The organism is Duganella sp. HH101 (assembly GCF_001758795.1).
GTDB classification, from domain to species: Bacteria; Pseudomonadota; Gammaproteobacteria; order Burkholderiales; family Burkholderiaceae_D; genus Rugamonas; species Rugamonas rivuli.
On sequence record NZ_LRON01000001.1, the window covers coordinates 339,125 to 361,002 of the forward strand.

The window sequence follows — 21,878 nt, forward strand, 5'->3', positions numbered from 1 at the left end:
GTGTAGCAACCAAGGAGACCCAAGTGCCGCAAGCCCGCCAGTCCGATAGCACCGCCACGCCACCGCTTTCGTTTGCCCAGCAGCGGCTGTGGTTCCTCGATCATCTGGAGGGGCCGAACGCGACCTACAACATCGCGCTGGCGCTTCGGCTGGACGGGGCGCTGGACGAGGAGGCGCTGGGTGCGGCGCTGGTCGACGTGGTGGACCGGCATGAGAGCCTGCGCACCTTGTTCGAGGTGGTGGACGATCAGCCGCGACAAAAAATCGTCGCACCCGGCGCCGTGCCGCTGGCCTTCGACCGTGTCAGCGGCAGCGAGGCGGCGCTGCCGGATTTGCTCGCGCACGCCGCCGGCCACTGTTTCGACCTGGCCCGCGAACTGCCCTTGCGGGCCAGCCTGTTCCGGCTGGAGCAGGGCGGCCATGTGCTGCTACTGCTGTTGCACCACATCGCGGGGGACGGCTGGTCGATGGTGCCGCTGGCGCGCGACCTGGGCACGGCGTATGGCGCGCGCCGCGCGGGCAGGGCGCCCGGCTGGGCGGCGCTGCCGGTCCAGTATGCCGACTATACGCGCTGGCAGCGCGAGCTGCTGGGAGCCGAGCATGAACCGGACAGCCTGATCGCGGAGCAGCTCGCGTACTGGAAACAGGCGCTGGCCGGCCTGCCCGAGCTGACCACGCTGCCGTTGGACCGTCCGCGTCCCGCGCTGGCCAACCATCGTGGCGACACGCTGCACTTCGAAATCGATGCGCAGCTTTATCGGCGCCTGCTCGCATTGGCCCGCGCCACCCGCACCACGCTGTTCATGCTGCTGCAGGCCGGGTTGGCCGTGCTGCTGTCGCGCATGGGCGCGGGGCATGACATCGCCGTCGGCAGCCCGATCGCCGGACGCACCGATGATGCGCTGCACGATCTGGTCGGCTTCTTCGCCAACACGCTGGTGCTGCGCACCGATACGTCGGGCGATCCCAGTTTCACGGCATTGGCGGCGCGCGTGCGCAAGACCAACCTGGCCGCCTATCGCCACCAGGACTTGCCGTTCGACCGCCTGGTCGAGGTGCTCTGCCCGGCGCGCTCGCTGGCGCACCAGCCGCTGTTCCAGGTGATGCTGGTCCTGCAGAACAACGATGAAGCAGGCTTCGACCTGCCCGGCCTGACGGCGACACCGCAGCCGGTCAACCAGCATGTCGCCAAGTTCGACCTGAGCATCAGCATCACCGAGCGGTGCGGCGCACACGCCAACGCACACGGCCTGACCGGCATCATCGAGTACGCGACCGACCTGTTCGACCGCGCCAGCGTGGCGACCTTGGCCCGGCGCCTGGTGCGCGTGTTGACGGCGGCGGTCGAAGCGCCCGAACGCCCCATCAGCCATATCGATTTCTTCGACGTCGCGGAACGCGCCCAGCTGCTGGAAGGCTGGAACCGCACCGCCAGCCCGTTCCCGGAGGGGCAGCCGGCGCACCGCCAGTTTGAAGAGCAAGTGCTGCGCACCCCTGATGCATGCGCGGTTGAAACCGCGCACGGGGAGCGCCTCAGCTACGCCGTCCTGAATGCGCGGGCCAACCGTCTGGCGCGCCAACTGCGCACGCGCGGCGTTGGCGCGGATGCGCTGGTGGGCCTGTGCGCGGAGCGGTCGGCCGACATGGTGGCCGGCGTACTGGCCATACTCAAGGCCGGCGGCGCTTACGTGCCGCTCGACCCGGCCTATCCGGCAGACCGTCTGGCCTACATGCTGGCCGACGCCCGTCCCGCGCTGCTGCTGACGGAGCGGACGCTGCTCGACCGCCTGCCAGCCGGCGATACGCCGGTGTTGTGCTTCGAAGACGCCGGCGGCCTGGCTGCCGCTGATGGCGAGGCCAATCTGCCCGATCACGCGCTGCCCGACAACCTGGCCTACGTGATCTACACCTCCGGCACGACCGGCCGACCGAAAGGGGCGGCGCTCGCCCATCGCGGCTTGCGCAACCTGATCCACGCGCAGTCGCTGGCTTTCGGCCTGGCGCCCGGCCAGCGCGTGTTGCAGTTCGCGTCCTTCAATTTTGATGCATCGATCTGGGAAATCGTCATGGCGCTGTCGTGCGGCGCCACGCTGTGCCTGGCCGAGCGCGACGCGCTGATGCCCGGCGAGGATTTGCAGAAAACCTTGCAGGACCGCGCCATCGGCGTGGCGACGCTCGGGCCGGTCGCGCTGAACTTGCTGGAACCCGAAGGCCTGCCGCAGCTGCACACCGTGATCGCGGCCGGCGAAGCCTGCCCGCAGGCGCTGGCGAACCGTTGGGCGACGACGGGCCGCCGCCTGTTCAATGGCTACGGCCCGACCGAGGCGACAGTCTGCGCCACGCTTTATCAGTGCGCAACGGGGCAGGGCAGCGCGCCGCCGATAGGCCGGCCTCTGCCCAACACGCAGGTCTACATCCTGGACGCAGACCTGAATCCGCAGCCGGCAGGCGTGGCCGGCGAACTGCATATCGGCGGCATGGGCCTGGCGCGTGGCTACCTGAATCGCCCGGACCTTAGCGCGGACAAGTTTATTCCCGATCCCTTCGGACCGGTGCCCGGTGCACGCCTGTACAAGAGCGGCGACCTGGCGCGCTACCTTGCCGACGGCAATATCGAATACCTGGGCCGGATCGACCAGCAGGTCAAGCTACGCGGCATGCGTGTCGAGCTAGGCGAAATCGAGGCGGCGCTGGCGGCGCAGCCAGGTGTGCGCGACGCGCTCGCGATCGCACGCGAAGATCGCCTGTATGCCTACGTGGTCGCCGATGCGGCCGGCGAATCAGGCACGCAGCCGGCCGTGCTATCCACCGTGCTGCGTTCAGCGCTGGCGGCCATGCTGCCCGCCCACATGGTGCCGGCGCAGATCGTCGTCATGGACGGCCTGCCGCTCACGCCCAACGGCAAGGTAGACCGGGCGGCGCTGCCTGTCCCTGGCGTTGTTGCGGCGGAGTTCATCGCACCGCAAGGCGCGGACGAGCTGGCCGTTGCCGCGATCTGGAGCGAAGTGCTCAAGTGCGAGCGGATAGGCGCGCACGATAATTTCTTCGCCCTGGGCGGTCATTCGCTGTTGGCCACGCGGGCCGTATCGAAGTTGCGGGCCGCGTTCGGCCTTGCCTTGCCGTTGCGCGCCATCTTCGAAGCGCCTACCGTCGCCGCGCTGGCGCTGCGCCTGCGCGAGGCCGGCAACGACAAGGCCGGCCATGCCGGCGGCAGCGATATCATCGCACCGGCCAGCCGGCACGGCGCGCTGCTGCCATCGTTCGCCCAGCAACGGCTGTGGTTCTTCGACCGCATGGCGCCCGGCGGCGCGCTGTACAACATGCCCTTGGCGCTGCGCCTGGCCGGGGCGTTGAGCGTTGAGGCCATGGCGCGCGCGCTCGAAACCATTGTGGAACGCCACGAAGCCTTGCGTACCACCTTCGCATCGGACGACGGCGCACCGTTGACCGTGTTCCGCGCTCCCGGGCCGCTGGCGCTGCCCGTGACGGACTTGACCACGTTGGATAGCGGCGGACGCCAGGCCGAGGCAGAGCGCCTGATGTTGGCCGAAGCGCGTGCGCCGTTCGATCTGGCCGCCGGCCCCTTGCTGCGCGCCGGAGTGCTGCGGCTCGCCCCGCAGGAGCACGTGCTGCTCGTCACGGTGCACCACATCGTCTCGGATGGCTGGTCCATCGGTGTGCTGATGCAGGAGATGGTGGAGCTCTATGCCGCGTTCATCGCCGGCCGGCCCCCAGTGCTTGCTCCGCTGCCCATCCAGTACGCCGACTACGCGCAGTGGCAGCGCCAGTGGCTGGCGGGAGAAGCCCGGCAGCGCCAGATCGACTACTGGACCGCCCGGCTGGCCGGTGCGCCCACCTTGCTGTCGCTGCCGAGCGACCGGCCGCGCCCCGCCGTGCAAACCTATGCCGGCGCACTGCTGCCGTTCATGGTGGACGGCCCGGCCACGCAAGCCCTGCACGCATTGGGACAACGCCACCAGGCGACGCTGTTCATGACGCTGGCGGCGGCGTTCAGTGTGCTGCTGGCACGCCACTCGGGCCAGGACGACATCTGCATCGGCACGCCGATCGCCAACCGCCAGCGCGGCGAGGTGGAGGGCATGATCGGCTTTTTCGTCAACACGCTGGTGCTGCGCGCGCAGGTGGACGAAAACGCCAGCTTTACGCGCCTGCTTGAGCAGATGCGCGACCTGTCGCTGGACGCCTACGCGCACCAGGACATGCCGTTCGAGCAGCTGGTGGAGGCGCTCAAGCCCGTGAGGGACGTCAGTCATACGCCGCTGTTCCAGGCCATGCTCGTGCTTCAGAATACGCCGCCGGCGAATCCGGCGCTGCCCGGCCTGGCGATGGAAATGCTCACGATTCCGAGCAACGTCGCCAAGTTCGACCTGACGCTCAACGTCATCGAGATCGACGGGCGCTTGCAGGCTTCCTTCGAATACAACACCGACCTGTTCGACGCCGGCACCATCGCCCGCCTAGCAGGCCATTTCGCCAGCCTTCTGGCGGCTGCCGCCGCCGCTCCGGACACACCTGTCGGTGCGCTGCCCATGCTGACCGCATCCGAGACAAAGCAGCTGCTGGTCGACTGGAACCACACAGCGCAGCTGGCGCCGACGCAGGCCACCACCATCCACGCCTGCTTCGAAGCGCGCGCGGCCGAGGCCCCCGACCAGGTCGCGGTGGTGGTCGGCGATGTCTCGTTGAGCTACGGCGAACTCGATGCGCGCGCCGAACGACTGGCGCGGCATCTGCGGGCGCTGGGCGTCGGCGCGGATGTACTGGTGGCGATTTGCGCCGAGCGTTCGGCCGGGATGGTGGTCGCCTTGCTGGCCGTACTCAAGGCCGGCGGCGCCTATGTGCCGCTGGACCCCAACTATCCGGCGGAACGCCTGGCCTACATGCTGGCCGACGCGCAACCGGCTTTGCTGCTGACCCAGAGCGCGCTACTGGACAGATTGCCGGTCTCGCTCCACGGCGCGATGCCCCATTGCTGCATCGACGACGAAGCCAGCTGGCCGCAGTCGGTCCACACCGGCCTTGCCCACCGCCCCGCAGGCGCCGGCAACCTGGCCTACATCATCTACACCTCGGGATCGAGCGGCCGGCCCAAGGGCGTACAGGTCGCGCACCGCAGCCTGATCGACTCGACCCTCGCGCGGCTCGACTACTACGGCGCGCTGGGACGCTACCTGCTTATTTCGTCACTGTCCTTCGACAGTTCTGTGGCGGCGATCTTCGGCGTGCTGGCCTCCGGCGCGACGCTGGTGCTGCCGGACGACGACAGCGTGCGCGATCCGGCGCTGCTGGTGCGCTTGATCCGCACCGCGCGCGTCACCATGCTGCTATGCGTTCCTTCGCTGTGGGCCGAGCTGGCACGCGCCGACGGCGCGGACAGCTGGACGCTGGAGAAGGCCATCCTGGCCGGCGAAGCCTGTCCGCCCGAACTGCTGCGCGAAAGCCACCGGCGCTTCCCGGCGCTCAAGCTGTTCAACGAATACGGCCCGACCGAGGCTACCGTGTGGGCTTCGGTCTATCAGTCGGACGCGCAGGCAATCGCGCAGTCGGCCAGCGTGCCGATCGGCCGTCCTATCGCCGGCACGCGCATCTACATCCTCGACGCCTTCCTCAATCCCGTGCCGCTGGGCGTGGCCGGCGAACTGTATATCGGCGGCGCCGGACTGACGCGCGGCTATTTGCGGCAGGCCGCATTGAGCGCCGAAAAGTTCGTTCCCGATCCATTCGGCGCGCACGGCGAGCGCATGTACCGTACCGGCGACCTGGCGCGCTATCTCGCCGACGGCAATATCGATTATCTCGGACGGCTGGACGAGCAGCTCAAGCTGCGCGGCTTCCGCATCGAGCCGGGCGAAATCGAGGCCGCGCTGCTCGCCATGGCGCAGGTGCGCGATTGCGTGGTGCTGGCGCGCGCCGATGGTGACGGAGACCGCCGTCTGGTCGCCTACCTGGTGGCGCAGGATGATGCACTGGACGTCGGCGAGATACGCGCCGCGCTAGCGCGCACGCTGCCCGAATATATGCTGCCGGCCCATCTGGTGGCGCTGGACAAGTTGCCGCGCACGCCGAACGGCAAGGTGGACCGTAAGGCCTTGCCGGCTCCCGCGCTGCTGCGCAGCGACGCCGGCTTTGTCGCCGCCGGTACGCCAATCGAGCACGCGCTGGCGGCCATCTGGGCCGATGTGCTGGGACTGGACCGCGTGGGCATCCACGACAGCTTCTTTGAGCTGGGGGGCAATTCCTTGCTGGTGGTGCGCCTGCATGGCCGGGTGAAGGCCCAATTCGGCGACCGGCTGGCCGTGGTGGACCTGTTCCGCTACACCAGTGTGGCCAAACTGGCCCAGTTCCTCGGCGCGGCGCCGCAAACAGGCGTGGCCGAGATGGACGGCCAGGCGCGCGGTGAACAAAGGCGTCAGCGGAATACGGCGGCGCGCGCCCGTCAAGGCGCGCGGGCCGCTTAACAGTCCTGTGGCTCAGGCCACAGGATAGCGTTGAGCACCGCCAGCAGCGCGGCAGGTGCGTCGGCGGGCAGTGTCCGGCTGCGCCATGCGACATGGCGGTCCGGCCGCAGCAGCACGCAGCCGTATTCCGCCACACCGCGCTGGGCGGCCCAAGCGCCATCGACGTCGATGATTTCGCCATCCGCCGCGGCGATGGCATGGACGGCGATGTCGACGCCTAGCGCGTCGCGTACCGCTTCGACCGCGTCCCGCCACGGCTGGCCGGAGGCGCCGGTCAGCAACACAAAACGGCCTTGCCCGGCCAGGTCGAGCGTCGAGCAGCGCTGGCCGCCGCGCGACAGCCAGGCGTGGGGCAGGGACGCGCCAGGCTGGCTGCTGGCATGGTAGTAGAGCTGAGCGTCGCGGCCGGGATTTTCCAGCGTGGCGCCTGCGTCGACGTCGGGGCGCACGGCGGCGGAGGCATAACGCTGCCCCAGTTCGACGCCGTGACAATTGAACTGGTACTGCTGCAATTGCACGGCCTGCGCCAAAGCGGCGCGTCTGGCTTCGCTGTCTGGCGTGGTGGCGAGCAAAGGTTCAAGCGCGGCGGCCATCTGCTCCGGCGTCTGCCAGGGCGCAAGGCCCAGCGCCTCGCCAAGCGGCTGCATGTCGTACACCGACTGCATCGCGCGTTCGACGACGGCGCGCGCTACGGGCAGGCGTTCGTCGTTGTAGCTGGCCAGCAGGCCGGGGCCGGCCTTGCCGCGCAAGACCATCGCCAGCTTCCAGGCCAGGTTGTAGCTGTCCTGCACCGAGGTATTGGTTCCCAGCCCGTTGGTGGGAGGATGGCGGTGCGCGGCGTCGCCCGCCAGGAACACCCGGCCGGCCTGCATGCTGGTGGCGACGGCGCGCTTGATGGTCCATTTGCTGACCGCCTTGAGACGGATCGGCAGCTCCGGTACGCCGATGATCGCGCGTGCGCGGGCCAGCAGTGCCGGCTCTTCCAGGCTGGCCTCGGGCTGCCCTGGATCGTACGTGAACACCATCACCCATTCGGTCCATGGACGGACGCAGACGAATGTCGCGCTTTGCAGGCCCAGTACGGGATCCGGTTGGGACATCCAGTACAGCGCACCGGGACGCGAAGCGCAGTAGGCCGTCAGGTCGGCCTCCAGCCAGCAGCTCAACGCCGGCCCCAGCGCCATTTCGCCCTCCATCGCGATGCCCATGTTTGCGGCCACAAGGCTGTTGCCGCCGTCTGCGCCGATTGCATACTGGGCGCGGACGACGAAGTCCTCCCCGGTGACGCGGTCTCGCATTTGGGCGACGACCTGATCGTTGTGCTGGGTGATCTCAATCAGTTCGGTGTTGAATAGCACCTGCGCGCCTTTTGCACGCGCACCGGCCAGCAGCACAGGTTCCAGCAGGTGCTGCGGGATGTTGCACATCTCGCAGGGGCTGGCGGCCGCGTAGTCCGGCGCGCGCTCGGGGCCGGCGCCCCAGCTGTCCATCCGCGCCAGCTCCGGGCCGGCGAAGCTGGTCGCCCAGACGTTGTGGCGCATCTGCTCCTTCGGCATCGCCAGCGTCTTGACCTGCGCTTCCAGGCCCAGGTCGCGCAGCACCTCCATGGTGCGCTGGTTGGTGATGTGGGCGCGTGGCGAGTTGGCGGTGCCGGGGTGGCGGCTCACCGCCAGCGCCGCAACATCGTAGTGCGCCAGCAGGGCTGCCGCGGCCAGGCCGGCCGGTCCTGCGCCGACGATCAGGACGGGGATGGCTATCTCCCTCATGCTTGCGGCTCGCCGGCGGGTGGTTCGGCGCTCAAATCCGACAGCGTGGGCATCGAGGTCGCGAGCATGGCGATCAGCACGATAACGATCACCAGCGCACCGCTGGCCGCAAACAAGGTACCCGGCGCGACGCTGCGCAGCAGCGCCCCCGATACGGCGGTGGACAGCGGCGTAATCACCATCATCATGAACATGATCACGCTCATGACGCGCCCCAGCATCTGCGGTTGTACCCTTTGCTGGGTCCAGTTGTAGACGATGCTTTGCAAATAGCCGAACAAGGTGCCGCAGCCCAGCAGGATAGCAGCTCCCTGCCAGAGCGCGTTGATCTGGCCGAAGCCCATGAACAGCGCGCCGATGATGAAGTCGATCAGCAGCATGGTGCGGCCGACGTTACCCGCGCGGAAATCGGGACGCGCGCCGGAAACGATGGTGCCAAGGATGCTGCCGGCGCCGAACGCGCCCACCAGGATGCCGAAGGCGCTCGCGCCCTGCGTCAGTTGGCCTGCCAGCACCGGCATCGCCACCTGTATCGGCCCGCTCGCGCAGAATGCGATCGCCGAGCCGTACACGAAGCTGGTAGCCAGTTTGCCGTCACGGACCACGTAGCGCACGCCCTCGGCGATGGTCTGGATCATGCTGGCGCGCTGGGGCGGGCGGCCGCCGCTGCGCGCCTCCATCGCCAGCCGGGTCAGCGCCAGCACGGACAGCGCGAAGCTGGCGCCGTCGAACAGGAAGGCCAGCCCGATGCCGCGCGTCTGGCCGGCGCTGCCCGATGCGCCATCGCTGAACAGCGCGATCAACACGCCGGCCAGCGAGGGGCCGACGAACAGCGACAGCTGCATCACGCCCATCATGGCGCGGTTCGCCACGGGCAGGTCGGCCGCCGCCACCACTTGCGGCACGATGGCCGAGCCGGACGGGATGCTGAATGCGGTCGACACGCCGATGCCAAGTGCGAAGACATAGATCATCCACAGCTGCAGCATCCCGCTCAGCACCAGGCCGGCCAAACCGAATAACAGCAGCATGTTGGCGCCCTGGGCGATCAACAGCACGCGGCGGGCCGAGTGGCGGTCCACCAGCGCGCCGCCCAGCAGCACGAACAGTGCGCGCGGGATGCTCATGGTGGCCAGCACCACGCCCAGCGCCAGCGTGTCGCCGGACACCTGCAGCACCAGCCAGGGCAGCGCGATCAGCGAAAACTGGTCGCCCATTGCCGAGACGATGGCGCCGCCCAGCAGCCAACGGAAATTGCGGTCCTTCGCCAGCAGGGCGCGCAGGGAGGTCGATTGGGTCATTGCTTGCTCGTTTCGTTCAAGGTGGTGGATGGAGTGCCGACGGCCAGTTCGTCGATCAGCGTGCGCAGCATGGCCATGTGCAGGTTCATGAAGCCACGGAAGGTGTCTTCGGTGTGCTGGCTTTGGCTGAAGATCCAGTACAGGACCAACTGGCCGCGCATGGTAAACGCCTTGCAGAAGGGCTGGAAGCTGGCGTACATCGGGCCGTCGTTGGGGCCCGCTTCCTCGGCGCATGGCAGCAGGCCGCGGGTTTGCATTTCGGCGCGCGCGATGTCCGACATGTCCTGGTCGTAGATGCTCTTCTCGGGCGGGATAAAGTTGAATTCGAGCTGGTGCCTGCCGAATCCTTCCATCTCCCTGCGGACGGCCGGATCGTCGTGCATGTGGCGCAGCAGGCTGAAACTGGTCTCCCTGCCACGCAGCCGTTCGTGCTGTTCCTGCACCGCGCGCAGCGCTGCGAGGGCGCTGCCGCCGTTGGTGCCGATCTCGCCGATATCGAACAGGCAGTTGGTGTAGTTGCCCACCCAGCCGATGGTGCGCGACAGGTCCAGCGCGCGGTTGGCGTCGAACACCCGGCCGTGATTGGTCAGGTTGAGCACCAGCGCGGGCGAGCCGGACCAGGCCCGATAGGCCAGCACGATAGCGGTGATCAGTATGTCGTCGAGCCGTACGCCGGGCGCCTGTCGCGGCAGCTGGTAAAGCTGCGTCGTCTCGTCCTCGCTCAGCATGTCGGAGACCATGTAGGGACTGGCCGCGCCGGGATCGTGGAGCAGGCGTTCCGGTTGCGGTTCTGGCGGCAGCGGAAGGCAACGCTGCCACGGCAGCCCGCGCCAGTAGTCCAGCTGCGCCAGCACGTCGGGGTGTTGGGCGTAGTCGTTCAGGTAGAGGGCGACATCCTTGATGGAACTGGTCTTGCCGGGGAAGTCGGGCGCCAGGCCGTCCGCGATGCGCGCGCAGGCGGCATCCATATCCTGCATGAACAGCGATTGCGAATAGCCATCGATCACCAGGTGGTGGACGATGAACACGACGCGCGCATTGCGTTGCTCGCCAAGGTCGAAATACAGCACCCGGAACAGCACTTTTTCGATATCCAGGCTGCGTTGCAGCGCGCTGCTGTGCGCTTCGATTGCGTCGGCTACCTGCTCGTCCGGCAGTGCGCTCAGGTCGACGCTGTTCCACCAGGGCGCCATGTCCCCGGCATCCGGTATCAGCTGATACCAGACGCCGTCTTCCCGCACCCAACGGCTGCGCAGGCCGTCGTGGTGGCGCAGCAGCTGCGCTACCGCCTCCTGCATGACGGCCGGCGAATAGCGGCCGGCCACTTCGGCGATCATCGACGCGTTCCAGAAATTCAGGTCGAGCCGTTTGAAGAACCAGTGGTTATTCGGCAGCACGGGGAAGCGTCCTGTGACGATGGCATGGTCGTCGGCGGTTTCCGGTTCGCCCGGCAGTTGCAGCAGTTCGGCGATGGTCGGTGCGGTAAACAGCTGCTGGACGGTGAAACGCATGCCCAGCCTGGCGCGGCGCATCCGGTCCACCAGCGTGATCGACGACATCGAATGGCCGCCCATGTCGAAGAAGTTGTCGGTCACGCCGATGCGGCGCACGTCCAGCACCTCCTGCCAGATCGCGCACAGCTTACGCTCCATGTCGGTCGCTGGCGCCTGGTAGCGGTCGTCGGCCTGGGCCGACAGATCGGGAACCGGCAGGCGTTTGCGGTCGAGCTTTCCGTTTGGCGTCAGCGGCAGCGCATCCAGCACCACGAAGACCGCCGGCACCATGTAGACGGGCAGCCGCTCCTGCAGGAAGGCGCGGGCGCTCTGGCGCAGCGCTTCGGCGTCGCTCCCGCTGTCTTCGCCGATCAGGTAGGCCACCAGTCGTGCTTCGCCGGGGGTGTCGGTACGCGCCAGCACCACCGCGGCGCGCACCCCGGCGCAGGCGGTCAGCTGCGCCTCGATCTCGCCCAGTTCGATGCGGAAGCCGCGCACCTTTACCTGGAAGTCATTGCGGCCCAGGTATTCGAGATTGCCGTCGGCGTCGTGGCGTCCCAGGTCGCCCGTGCGATACAGGCGCGCATCGGCCGCGCCGGCAAACGGATCGGCGATGAAGCGTTCGGCCGTCAGCTCCGGGCGGCCGTGGTAGCCGCGCGTTACACCCGCACCGCCGATGTAGATTTCGCCGACACAGCCGAATGGCACGGGCTCCAGATGCCGGTCTAGCAGGTAGATCGTGGTGTTGGCGATCGGCTTGCCTATGTGTTTGGCGTAGCCTCCCGCACGTGGCATCGCCACCCAGCTTGAATAGACGGTGGTTTCGGTCGGTCCGTACAGGTTGCACACCAGTTCGACCTGGCTGTTGGCGAAGATGCGCTCGACCAAAGCGCCGCTGAGCGCTTCGCCGGCCAGGTTGACCACGCGGGCGCTGGCGGGAACGGCGCCCGCGTTGAGCAGCGCGTCCAGCGCGGACGGCACGGTGTTGATCAGGCCAACGTCGGCCGCAGGCGGCGTCCCTGCCTGGCCTTCGATCAGCGCCAGCGCGTTGCCGACGACGTGGGTGGCTGCGCCCGTGCTGAGCGGGACGAAGCACTCGTACACGGACAGGTCGAAGTTGAGCGATGTGGCGAACAGCGTGTCGGCCAGTTGGTCTGCGGTGAAGGCGTCGCGCGCCCAGCAGACAAAGTTGACCGCGTTGCGATGCTCGACCATCACGCCTTTCGGCATGCCGGTAGATCCCGATGTGTAGATCAGGTAGGCCAGGTGATGCGGCAGCAGGCCACCGGCAGCGCGCTGCGGGTTGGCGGCGGGTTGCCCGGCCCAGAGGGCTTGGTCGGCATCGAGATCGATCAGCGGCAGCGCCGTGGTCAGCGCCTTGCTCAGCGTGGAGCGCGCCGCGCCCAGGGTCAGTACGGCCAGTGGCGCGCTGTCCTCAAGCATGTACGCCAGCCGGTCGGCGGGATAGGCCGGATCCATAGGCACATAGCCCGCGCCGGCCTTGAGGGCCGCCAGTATGCCAACCACCATGCCGACGCCGCGCTCGGCGCAGATGGCGATACGGCTGTCCGGCACCACGCCTAGTCCGCGCAGGTGGTGCGCCAGCTGGTTGGCGCGCGCGTTGAGCTCACCGTAGCTGAGGCGGTGCTGGCCGTGCGCCACAGCCAGGGCGGCGGGCGTGCGCTCCACCTGCTGCTCGAACAGCTCGTGCAGGCATAGCTCGACGGGATAGTCGATAGGAGCCGGGTTTGAGCGACGCAGCTGCTGCGCGCGTTCGGCCGCATCGAGCAGCGGCAGGCGGTGCACCGGGGTGCTGTCACCGGCGGCCATGGCCGCCAGCAGCGTGCGCCAATGGCCCGCATGGCGCGCAACGGTGGATTCATCGAACAGGGCTGCGGCGTAGCCGATGGCGCCGCTGATGCCGCCGTCGGCCTCGCGCAGCGACAGCGACAGATCGAACTTGGCCGCGCCGTCGGCGCCGCCGGGCAGCGCGGAGACACTCAGGCCGGGTAGCGCAAGCTCTCCTTCCGGCGTGTTCTGCCAGGTGAACATGACCTGGAACAGCGGTGAGTGCGCCATGCTGCGTGGCGGCTGAAGGATGTCGACGATCTGTTCGAACGGCAGATCCTGGTGCCGTTGCGCGGACAGCACCTGTGCGCGGGTTTGCGCGAGCAGTTGCGCCACGTTGGGTTCGGCCGACAGGTCGATACGCAAGGGCAGCGTGTTGACGAACATGCCGATCAAGGTTTCCAGTTCCAACCGCTGCCGGCCTGCCGTGGGGCTGCCGATTACCACGTCGTCCTGGCCGGACAGGCGCGCCATTAGGACCGCCCAGCCGGCCAGCAGCGTCATGTACAGCGTTACGCCATGGCGCGCGCTAAGCGCCTTCAGTGCGTCCGTCAGCGCGGCGTCGAGCGCGATATCGTGCTTGCCGCCGACATGGCTTTGCCGCAGCGGGCGCACCCGGTCGCTCGGCAGTTCCAGCAGGGCGGGTGCGCCGGCGAGGTTGTCGCGCCAGTAGGCGGCGTGCTCCTCCCGGCCCGCGCCGGCCAGTCCGGCGCGCTGCCAAGCGGCGAAATCGGCGTACTGGAGCGGCAGCGGCGCCAGCACGCCATCCTCGCCCCGCTGGAACGCGGCGTACAAGGTGCTCAGTTCACGCACCAGCACCCCGAGCGACCAGCCGTCGGAGACGATGTGATGCATCGTGAGCAGCAGCACGTGGCGCTGCTCGCCGACGCGTATCAGGCGTGCCCGCACCAGCGGGCCTTGCGCCAGGTCGAAGGGCAGGCCGGCCTCCAGCTCGCACAGCGCTTGCAAGGCCTGTTGCGGATCGGCCGCGTCGCGCACGTCATGCCGCGCCAGCCGCATGGCTTCGGGCTGGCCGACCAGCTGGATCACGTTGCCGCCCTGCTGGGCGAAGGTGGTGCGCAGCGATTCGTGGCGTTCGACGATGCGGTCAAGGGCCCGCGTGAGCGCCGCCAGGTCCAGCGCGCCGTCAAGCTGCAGGCCGGACGCCATGTGGTAGGCGGCGCTGCCGCCATCGAGTTGGGCGAGGAACCATAGTCGTTGCTGCGCGAACGATGCGGCCAGCGGCGCAAGGCGGTCGGCTGGTGGAATGGGCGCCGGTGCGGCGTCGCCGGCGGTTTGCAGCAGCCGCGCGAAATCGGCCAGGACCGGATGGGCGAACAGGTCGGCAAGCGCAATGTCTGCATGCTGCGCCTGGCGTAGCCGTGAAAGCAGCTGCACTGCCAGCAGGGAGTGGCCGCCGAGCGTGAAGAAGTTGTCGTTGACGCCGACGCGCCGCACGCCAAGCAGGTCTTGCCAGATCGCGCACAGTGCGATTTCGCTGGCGGTGGTGGGTGCCTGGTAGTCGTCAACGGCTTCGCCGGCGGCGACCAATTTCGCGAATGCCTGCTTGTCGACCTTCAGGCCGGCGGTCAGCGCTATCGCATCGGTGAAGACGATGGCGGCGGGCACCATGTAGTCGGGCAGCGATTTGGAGAGGAAGGACTTGAGTTCCTGTGCGCCGGGCAGTGGCCGCGCATGGCGGGCCAATGCCGTCAACAGGCCCCTCACGGCCTCCTTGTCTGCTTCCTTGTCGGCGTGCACCGGCAGCGCGCTGGCGTCGACCAGCAGGCAGCGCTGCGGGGCGCCGTCCGCGCCGGCCGCCGATCGATACAGGCGCTCGGCGGCGGCGATGTCGGGAATCGCGCCGGCGACGGCGTCGGCCGGCAGTGGGTGCGAGACCCAGATGCACGGGTCGTGGTAGACGGCGCGGTCGTTGTCGATGTCGACGCTGATCGGCGCCAAGGTGTCGGGCAGGTAGTGGTCGCCGGAATGGCTGAAGCGCGTGCCGCTCCATTGCTCCCATTGCGCCAGCGTGCCTTCGACCAGCTGCGAGCGCGGTTCCGCGCCGATCACCGTGCCGCCGGCATCGCAGTGCAGGCGCAGCCAGCCGTCGAGCAGCGCGCCATCCTCGCGCGCCAGGCCGCAGTACTCGTCGATCGGCGTGTCCTGGTGCGCGGTCTTGGCGATCGGGCGCAGGGCGACGATCAGGTGTTCGAGCCCCAGGGTGACGGCGACCGCCTTGAAGGCGTCGATGATCAAGCCAGCCAGTTTGCGGCTGCGGTGGCGCGGATCGATGATGCCGGCCAGGATCACCAGCGTGTTGGGCGACACGTGGCGCGCCTGTTCGTCGAGCGCCCGCACGATGGCGCCATCCCAGCCTTGCGGCAGGTTGGCCGGCGTGCCGTCCCATGCGATGAGCGCTGCATTGCCTACCCCGGTCAGGTCGGCCATGCCTTCCTTGATGGTGATCTGCGCTTGCGGGAAACTGTCGTACAGGCGGTTCCAGTGCTGCTTGAGAACCGGCGATCCGTCGAAATAGCGCGGCCAGGATCCGCTGTGCAGGGCGTCGAAATCGGCCCTGAAGTAAGGTTGGGCGGACAGCGGCGCGACCGTGTGGAGGATCCCGGCGGCATCGGCAATCCGCAGCTCCCTGGACAAGGCCAGCAGTGCCACACGCTCTCCATCCAGTGTCACCAGCCTTGCCGCCGACAGCTCCGGCGGCAAGGCCGTGGGCGTCTCGATTCCGAACTCCGCGCCGGCTTTGAGATACGGTGGCCAGAAACTGGTGGCGCGCACGACGCAGGCGGCCAGCAGCGTATTGCCGTTCTGGCGCACGGCGCTGACAGCGGCGTCGCGTACGCCGGGGTGGCCGCGCAGCGCGGCTTCAATCTCGCCGGGTTCGATGCGGTAGCCGCGCAGTTTGAGCTGTTCGTCCACGCGGCCCAGGCAAATCAGCTTGCCGTCGGCGTCGTGGCGTCCCAGGTCGCCGCTGCGGTACATGCGGGCGCCGGGTTCGGCGTTGAACGGATCGGGGATGAAGCGCTCGGCGGTCAGGCCTGGGCGGTTCAGGTAGCCGCGCGCCAGGCCATGGCCGGCGATGTGGATCTCGCCGGGTGCACCAGGCGGCACCGGATTGAGGTCGGCGTCGAGCAGGTAGATGCGGGTGTTTGCTTCCGGTGTGCCGATCGACGGTTGCGCCGGCCCGTCGCGCAGCGGGCAGATGGCCACGTCGATGGTGGTTTCGGTCGGGCCGTAGGCGTTGAAGAAGCGCGTCTTGCCGGCGCTCTGGAGGCGCGTCCACAGGGCGGCGTCGATGGCGTCGCCGCCGAACAGCACAATGCCGGGCAGTTGAGCGTTGGCGTCGTGGTCGAGCAGCAGCTTGAGTTGGGCCGGGCTGGAATCGAAGGCGTCGAGGCGATGGGTGGTGATAAACGCCAGCAGCGCGGCAGGGGAAAGGCGCACTTCGTCGGGGACGATAAACAGGGTGTGGCCATCCAGGAGCAGGATCAGCTCCGACACGGAGGCGTCGAATACATAGGACGCGTTGAAGCTGGCGCGCAAGGCACCGGCGCGCAGCGGCCGGTAGATGTGATGGAGGTGCGATGCAGCCAGGTTGACCACTCCCTTGTGCACGGTCAGCACGCCCTTGGGCTGGCCGGTCGAGCCGGAGGTGTAGATCACGTAGGCCAGGTTGGCGCCCCGTGTGGCATGGACCGGATTGTGATCGCCGCACTGGCCAGGCGGCGTGTCGAGATCGACCAGCGGGCCGGCGAAGGGCGGCAGCGCGTCGGCCAGGTGGCGCTGGCAGAGCAGCGCGACGGGCGCCGCGTCGGCCAGCACGTAGGCGATGCGGTCTGCCGGCCAGGCCGGATCGAGCGGAACGTAGGCCCCACCCGCTTTGAGTACGGCGATCATGCCGACGACCATGTCGAGCGAGCGGTCGGCACACAGCGCGACCCGCGCATCGGCCACCACGCCCAGTTCGCGCAGGTGGTGCGCGAACTGGTTGGCGCGCGCGTTCAGCTGCGCAAAGCTGAGTGACGCCTCCTTGAATACCAGCGCGATGGCGTCCGGCGTGCGCGCCACCTGTTCTTCGAACAATTGGTGCACCGTGGTCCAGCCGGGATAGTCGGCGGATGTGTCGTTCCATCTCGACAGCGCGTACTGGCGCTCCCGCGGTGGCAAGACCTCGATGGTGGACAAGGCGGTATCGGGGGCCTGCTCCAGGGCGGCGACCAGGTTTTCCAGCGCCGTTTGCATGTAGTCGCAGACCCGCTCTGCGCCGACTTCCTCCGCTACCTGGGCAACCAGCCCAAACCCCGTGCCCAGGTCATCGACGGAGAAGTCAAAAGGATAGCTGGTGCGCTCGACCGCATCGAGCACCTGGACGCCATGCGCCCAGCGCGATGGATCTTGTTCGGCGCCCGCGCCGGCGGCCGGCGCGCCGCTGTGACGGTAGTTGAATACCGACGAAAACAGCGGCGACGGCGCCGCCACGCCGCTGCAGCGCTGGGCCAGGGCCAGCGAGGCGTTTTCATGGCGTATCAACCGGGTCAGCAGCGCATGGGTGGCGCGCACGCCGGCCTGCGCGCCTTGCCGGCCAACGCGGATGCGCAACGGCAGGGTGTTGATGAACATGCCGAACACGCCGGCGATGCCGCTGCCACCCTGCATGCGGCCGAACATGACGGTGCCGAACACCACGTCGTCGCGTCCCGACGCCTTGGCCAGCACTTGCGCCCAAGCCAGGTGCATGATGCTGGCGGCGCTGGCGCCGAGCCGGCGGGCCTGCTGGCGTATGCGCAGTGCCAGTTCCGGGTCGAGCTGACGTCGCGCCTCGGCGATGCGGGCGCCGTCGCCCAATACGTCGGTCAGGCCGAATGGCGCGGTCATTTCGTCGACATCGCCCAGCATGTCGCTGAAGAAGGCTTCGTGCTGTGCCTGCGGCACGCCCAACCTGGCTACGGCGACGAAGTCGCGGAACGGCAAAGGCACGGGCAGTGGCGCCAGGCGGTCATCCATCAGCACCTGGATCTCGCCGACCATCAAGGCCAGTGTCGTATGGTCGCTCACCAGGTGGTGCGACCACAGTTGCAGCAGCCAGCGCGCGTTGGGCGCGTCCTCCGCGATGAAACCGCGCAGCAATGGCGCCGCGCTGACGTCGATGCGGAAGCGATGTGGATCGTTGCGCAGCTGGAGTTGTTCGCCGACGTCGCCGGCCTCTGTGTCAAACGCCAGTTCGTCAATCACGAGCGGAGCATGGCGCAACACCACCTGTACCGGCTCCGGCAAGCCTTCCCAGAGCACCCCGGTGCGCAGGATGTCGTGCCGGTCGATGACTTGCTGAAGCGCGCCGAGGAAGGCGTCCAGCCGCGCGCGGCTGTCGAATCCGATCAGCATTGGGCGCAGGTAGGCGTCGCCGTTTGCGTTCATCAAGTGGTGGAACAGGATGCCTTCCTGCAGCGGCGCAAGCGGATAGATGTCGGCGATGTTGGCGGCGCCGCCGGCGACCGTCTGGACGATACGCACGATCTGCTCGGGATTCAGCTGCACCAGGCTTAGCATGTCGGGCGTCAGCGCGGTGCAGCCGGCCGGAATCCGGTTGGGCGGCACCGCCACGTCGCCGCCCGTGCCGCCGTCGATCAGGGCCGCCAGGCCGGCGACGGTCGGCGCGCCGAACAGGCTGCGCACATCGGTCGCCATGCCGGCCAGGCGCATGCTCTCGACCAGGCCGATCGCCAGCAAGGAGTGGCCGCCCAGCTCGAAGAAATTGTCGTCGCGGCCCACCTGCGGGCAGTTCAGCAGCGCGGCCCAGATCTCGGCCATCGCCCGCTCGGTGCCGCCCTGCGGCTCCGCGTAGAGCCGTTTCGGATAGGCGTCGGCGTCCGGAGCAGGCAACGCGGCCCGGTCGGCTTTTCCGTTGGCGCTCAGCGGCAGCGCCGCCAGCATCACGAAGGCGCCCGGCACCATGTAGTGGGCCAGTTCGCGGGCCAGCGCGGCGCGCAGCTCGGCCACGTCCAGCGTCATGCCTTCCTGAGGGACGACGTAGGCCACCAGACGCTGGTCGCCCGGCGCATCTTCGCGCACCAGCGCGGCCGCCGCGCGCACGCCGGTGCAAGCGCACAGCTGCGCTTCGATCTCGCCAAGCTCCATGCGGAAGCCGCGCAGCTTGACCTGGAAATCGTTGCGGCCCAGGTAGGCGATGGTGCCGTCCGGCAGATGGCGCGCCAGGTCGCCGCTCTTGTACATGCGCGCGCCGGGCGTGGTCGCGTGCGGATCGGGGATGAATTTCTCCGCGGTCTGGCCGGGACGATTCAGGTAGCCGCGCGCCAGGCCGTCGCCGGCGATATGCAGCTCTCCCGCAGCGCCCACGGGCACCGGCTCCAGCTGTTCATCCAGCAGATAGACCTGCACATTGTCGAGCGGACGCCCCAGCACGGGCAGCGGGCCGGCTGCCCGGATGTCGCAGATCGTGGTGTCGACAGTGGCCTCGGTCGGACCATAGACATTGAAGAAGCGGCTGTTGCCGCGCGCCTGTAGCTCGGCCCACAACTGCGCGCCTATCGCCTCGCCGCCTATCAGCACGTGGCTGGGCAGCGCGGCGCAGGAAGGCAGCAGCACTGCCAGTTGCGACGGCGTGCAGTCGAAGCTGTCGATACGCGCCTCGTCGAGAAAGCGGGATAGCCGGGCGACATCGCTGCGCACGTCGCCGGGTACCGGGTGGATGGTTGCGCCATACAGCATCAGCAACCATTGCTTGACCGAGGCGTCGAACGAGAGCGAGGCGTTGACCGCCACGCGCATCCCGGACAGGTCGGCCATGTCGGCATAGATCTGGCGCACCAGCGCGGCCGCCAGGTTGAGCGCGGAACGATGCGCGATGCCGATGCCTTTGGGTTTTCCGGTGGAGCCGGACGTGTAGATCACATAGGCGAGGTTGTCGGGCGTGCTCAGGTTGACGGGATTGGCGTCGGCGTGATTGGCCAGCAGCGCCTCGTCTTGGTCGAGCAGGAATATGCTCGCCGCATGCGCCGGCAGGATGTTAAGCAGATGGGATTCGGTCAGCACGATCGGAGGACGGGCATCGGCCAGCATATGCGCCAGCCGTTCGGCAGGATACGCCGGGTCCAGCGGCAGGTAGGCGCCGCCCGCCTTGAGGATGGCCAGCAGGCCGATGATCTGGTCGATGCCGCGTTCCGCGCACAGGGCCACCCGCACATCCGGGCCGACGCCGTTGTCGCGCAGGTAGTTGGCCAGCCGGTTGGCGCGGCTATTCAATTCGGCGAAGCTCAGTTGCCGCTCGCCGAACACCAGGGCCGGCAGCCCCGGCGTACGCGCCGCCTGGGCTTCGAAACGCTGGTGCACGGTGCTGCCGCTGCTTCGTGGCGTGGCGGTGGCGTTCCAGTCGACCAGCATGCGCCGGCGCTCGGCGTCGTCCAGCATGGCCAGCGAGTCGATGGCGGCGTCCGGATTGGCGGCGATGGCGTCGAGCAGCCGTGTGAAATGCCTTGCCATGCGCCGCATCGTCGAGCGGTCGAACAGGTCGGTGCGGTACTCGATTGCGCATGACAGTCCGGTGGGCTGTTCGGTGATCGACAGGCGCAAGTCGAACTTGGCGCCGGCGCCTTGCGCATGCATGGCCCGCATCGTCAGACCGGCAAGTTCCCACTCGCCCATCGGCGCATTTTGCAGCACCAGCATGACCTGGAACAGCGGTGAATGGCTGGTGCTGCGCTCCACCTTGAGCCGCTCGACCAGTTGCTCGAACGGGACGTCCTGATGTTCGTACGCGCCAAGCGTAGCGGCGCGCACCCGCGCCAGCAGCGCGCGAAAGCCCGGATTGCCTTCAAGGTCGGTGCGCAGCACCAGCGTATTGATGAAAAAGCCGATCAGCGCTTCGATGTCGGCGCGGTTGCGGTTGGCGATCGGCGTGCCGATGCAGATATCGCGCTGTCCGGTGTAGCGGCCAAGCAGGATGTTGAATGCGGCCGCCAGGGTCATGAACAGTGTCGCCTGTTCTGCCTTGGCCAGCGCCTGCAGCGCGGCGCTGGTGGCGGCGCCGATGGTGAAATCGATGCTGGCGCCGGCATTGCCTTGCACAGCGGGACGGGGCCGGTCGGTCGGCAGTTGCAGCAGGCGCGAAGCACCGGCCAGTTGAGCCTCCCAATAGGCGAGCTGGCGCTCCTGCAGCGCACCGTCCAGCCACTGGCGCTGCCACAGCGCGTAGTCGGCGTACTGGATCGGCAATTCGGGCAGCGGCGATGGGCGCCGCGCGGAGTATGCCTGGTAGAGCGCCGCCATTTCCTTGAGCAGGACACCCATCGACCAGCCGTCCGAGACAATGTGGTGCAAGGTGAATAGCAGCAGGTGTTCGGCGGCGTCGAGCCGGATCAGGCCAACCCGGATCAGCGGGCCGCTGGCCAGGTCGAATGGCGTTTCCGCCTCGCGTTGCGCGAGCAAGCGGGCGCGCTCGGTGCGTTCGGCGGACGGCAGGTGCGCCAGGTCGGTCACGGCGATGTCCAGCGCAAGCTGTTCGGCGATGTGCTGGACGGGCGCGCCGTCGACCAGCGGGAAACTGGTGCGCAAGGCCTCGTGGCGGCGCACGATCTCGTCGAAGGTCTGGCGCAGCGCGGCCAGGTCGAGTGTTCCGCTCAGGTTGAAAGCGCCGGCGATGTTATAGGTTGCGGCGTTTGGCGTAAACCGGTCCAGGAACCACAGGCGCTGCTGCGCGAACGACAGCGGCAGCGGCTGGTCGCGCCGGGCGCGCGGTATCGGCGTCGCCTGCGCTTCGCCGCCGAATGCCGCATCCAGGAAGGCCAGGATGGCGTCTTTATATTCGCGTATCGTGGCCTGGGCGGCGGCACTGAGAGTCCCTTTGGCGCTATGGCTGCGCAGCTTGCCGTTGGCAACCGAGAAGCGCACTCCCTGATTGCCCATCTCCAGCAGGAAGGATGGAATGTCCAGGGTTCCGTTTACGTTGTTCATGTAGCG

Annotated in this window: 4 protein-coding genes; 1 reads left to right on the forward strand and 3 read right to left on the reverse strand. The window is 68.2% G+C overall.

The features are described 5' to 3' along the window. Positions 1-23: 23 nt before the first annotated feature. Positions 24-6,479, forward strand: a complete 6,456-nt coding sequence (locus tag DUGA2_RS01340) for a non-ribosomal peptide synthetase (RefSeq protein WP_070266763.1) — start codon at positions 24-26, stop codon at positions 6,477-6,479. Here DUGA2_RS01340 and DUGA2_RS01345 read toward each other — a convergent pair. The 3 genes from DUGA2_RS01345 to DUGA2_RS01355 are packed head-to-tail and all read right to left on the reverse strand — an operon-like array spanning position 6,476 to position 21,872. Then, the gene (locus DUGA2_RS01345; protein WP_070266765.1) at positions 6,476-8,245 is read right to left on the reverse strand and encodes an FAD-dependent monooxygenase; all 1,770 of its coding nucleotides are present in this window, start codon (positions 8,243-8,245) and stop codon (positions 6,476-6,478) included. The genes DUGA2_RS01340 and DUGA2_RS01345 overlap by 4 nt on opposite strands. Further along, the gene (locus DUGA2_RS01350) at positions 8,242-9,546 is read right to left on the reverse strand and encodes an MFS transporter (RefSeq protein ID WP_070266766.1); all 1,305 of its coding nucleotides are present in this window, start codon (positions 9,544-9,546) and stop codon (positions 8,242-8,244) included. The genes DUGA2_RS01345 and DUGA2_RS01350 overlap by 4 nt, the downstream gene beginning before the upstream one ends. Continuing rightward, the gene (locus DUGA2_RS01355) at positions 9,543-21,872 is read right to left on the reverse strand and encodes a non-ribosomal peptide synthetase (protein WP_070266767.1); all 12,330 of its coding nucleotides are present in this window, start codon (positions 21,870-21,872) and stop codon (positions 9,543-9,545) included. Before DUGA2_RS01355 ends, DUGA2_RS01350 begins: the two co-directional genes overlap by 4 nt. Positions 21,873-21,878 lie beyond the last annotated feature (6 nt).

Coding starts and splice junctions, on each gene's coding strand:
- DUGA2_RS01355 (WP_070266767.1), bottom strand. CDS start 21,872: ATGAACAACGTAAACGGAACCCTGGACATTCCATCCTTCCTGCTGGAG.
- DUGA2_RS01350 (WP_070266766.1), bottom strand. CDS start 9,546: ATGACCCAATCGACCTCCCTGCGCGCCCTGCTGGCGAAGGACCGCAAT.
- DUGA2_RS01345 (WP_070266765.1), bottom strand. CDS start 8,245: ATGAGGGAGATAGCCATCCCCGTCCTGATCGTCGGCGCAGGACCGGCC.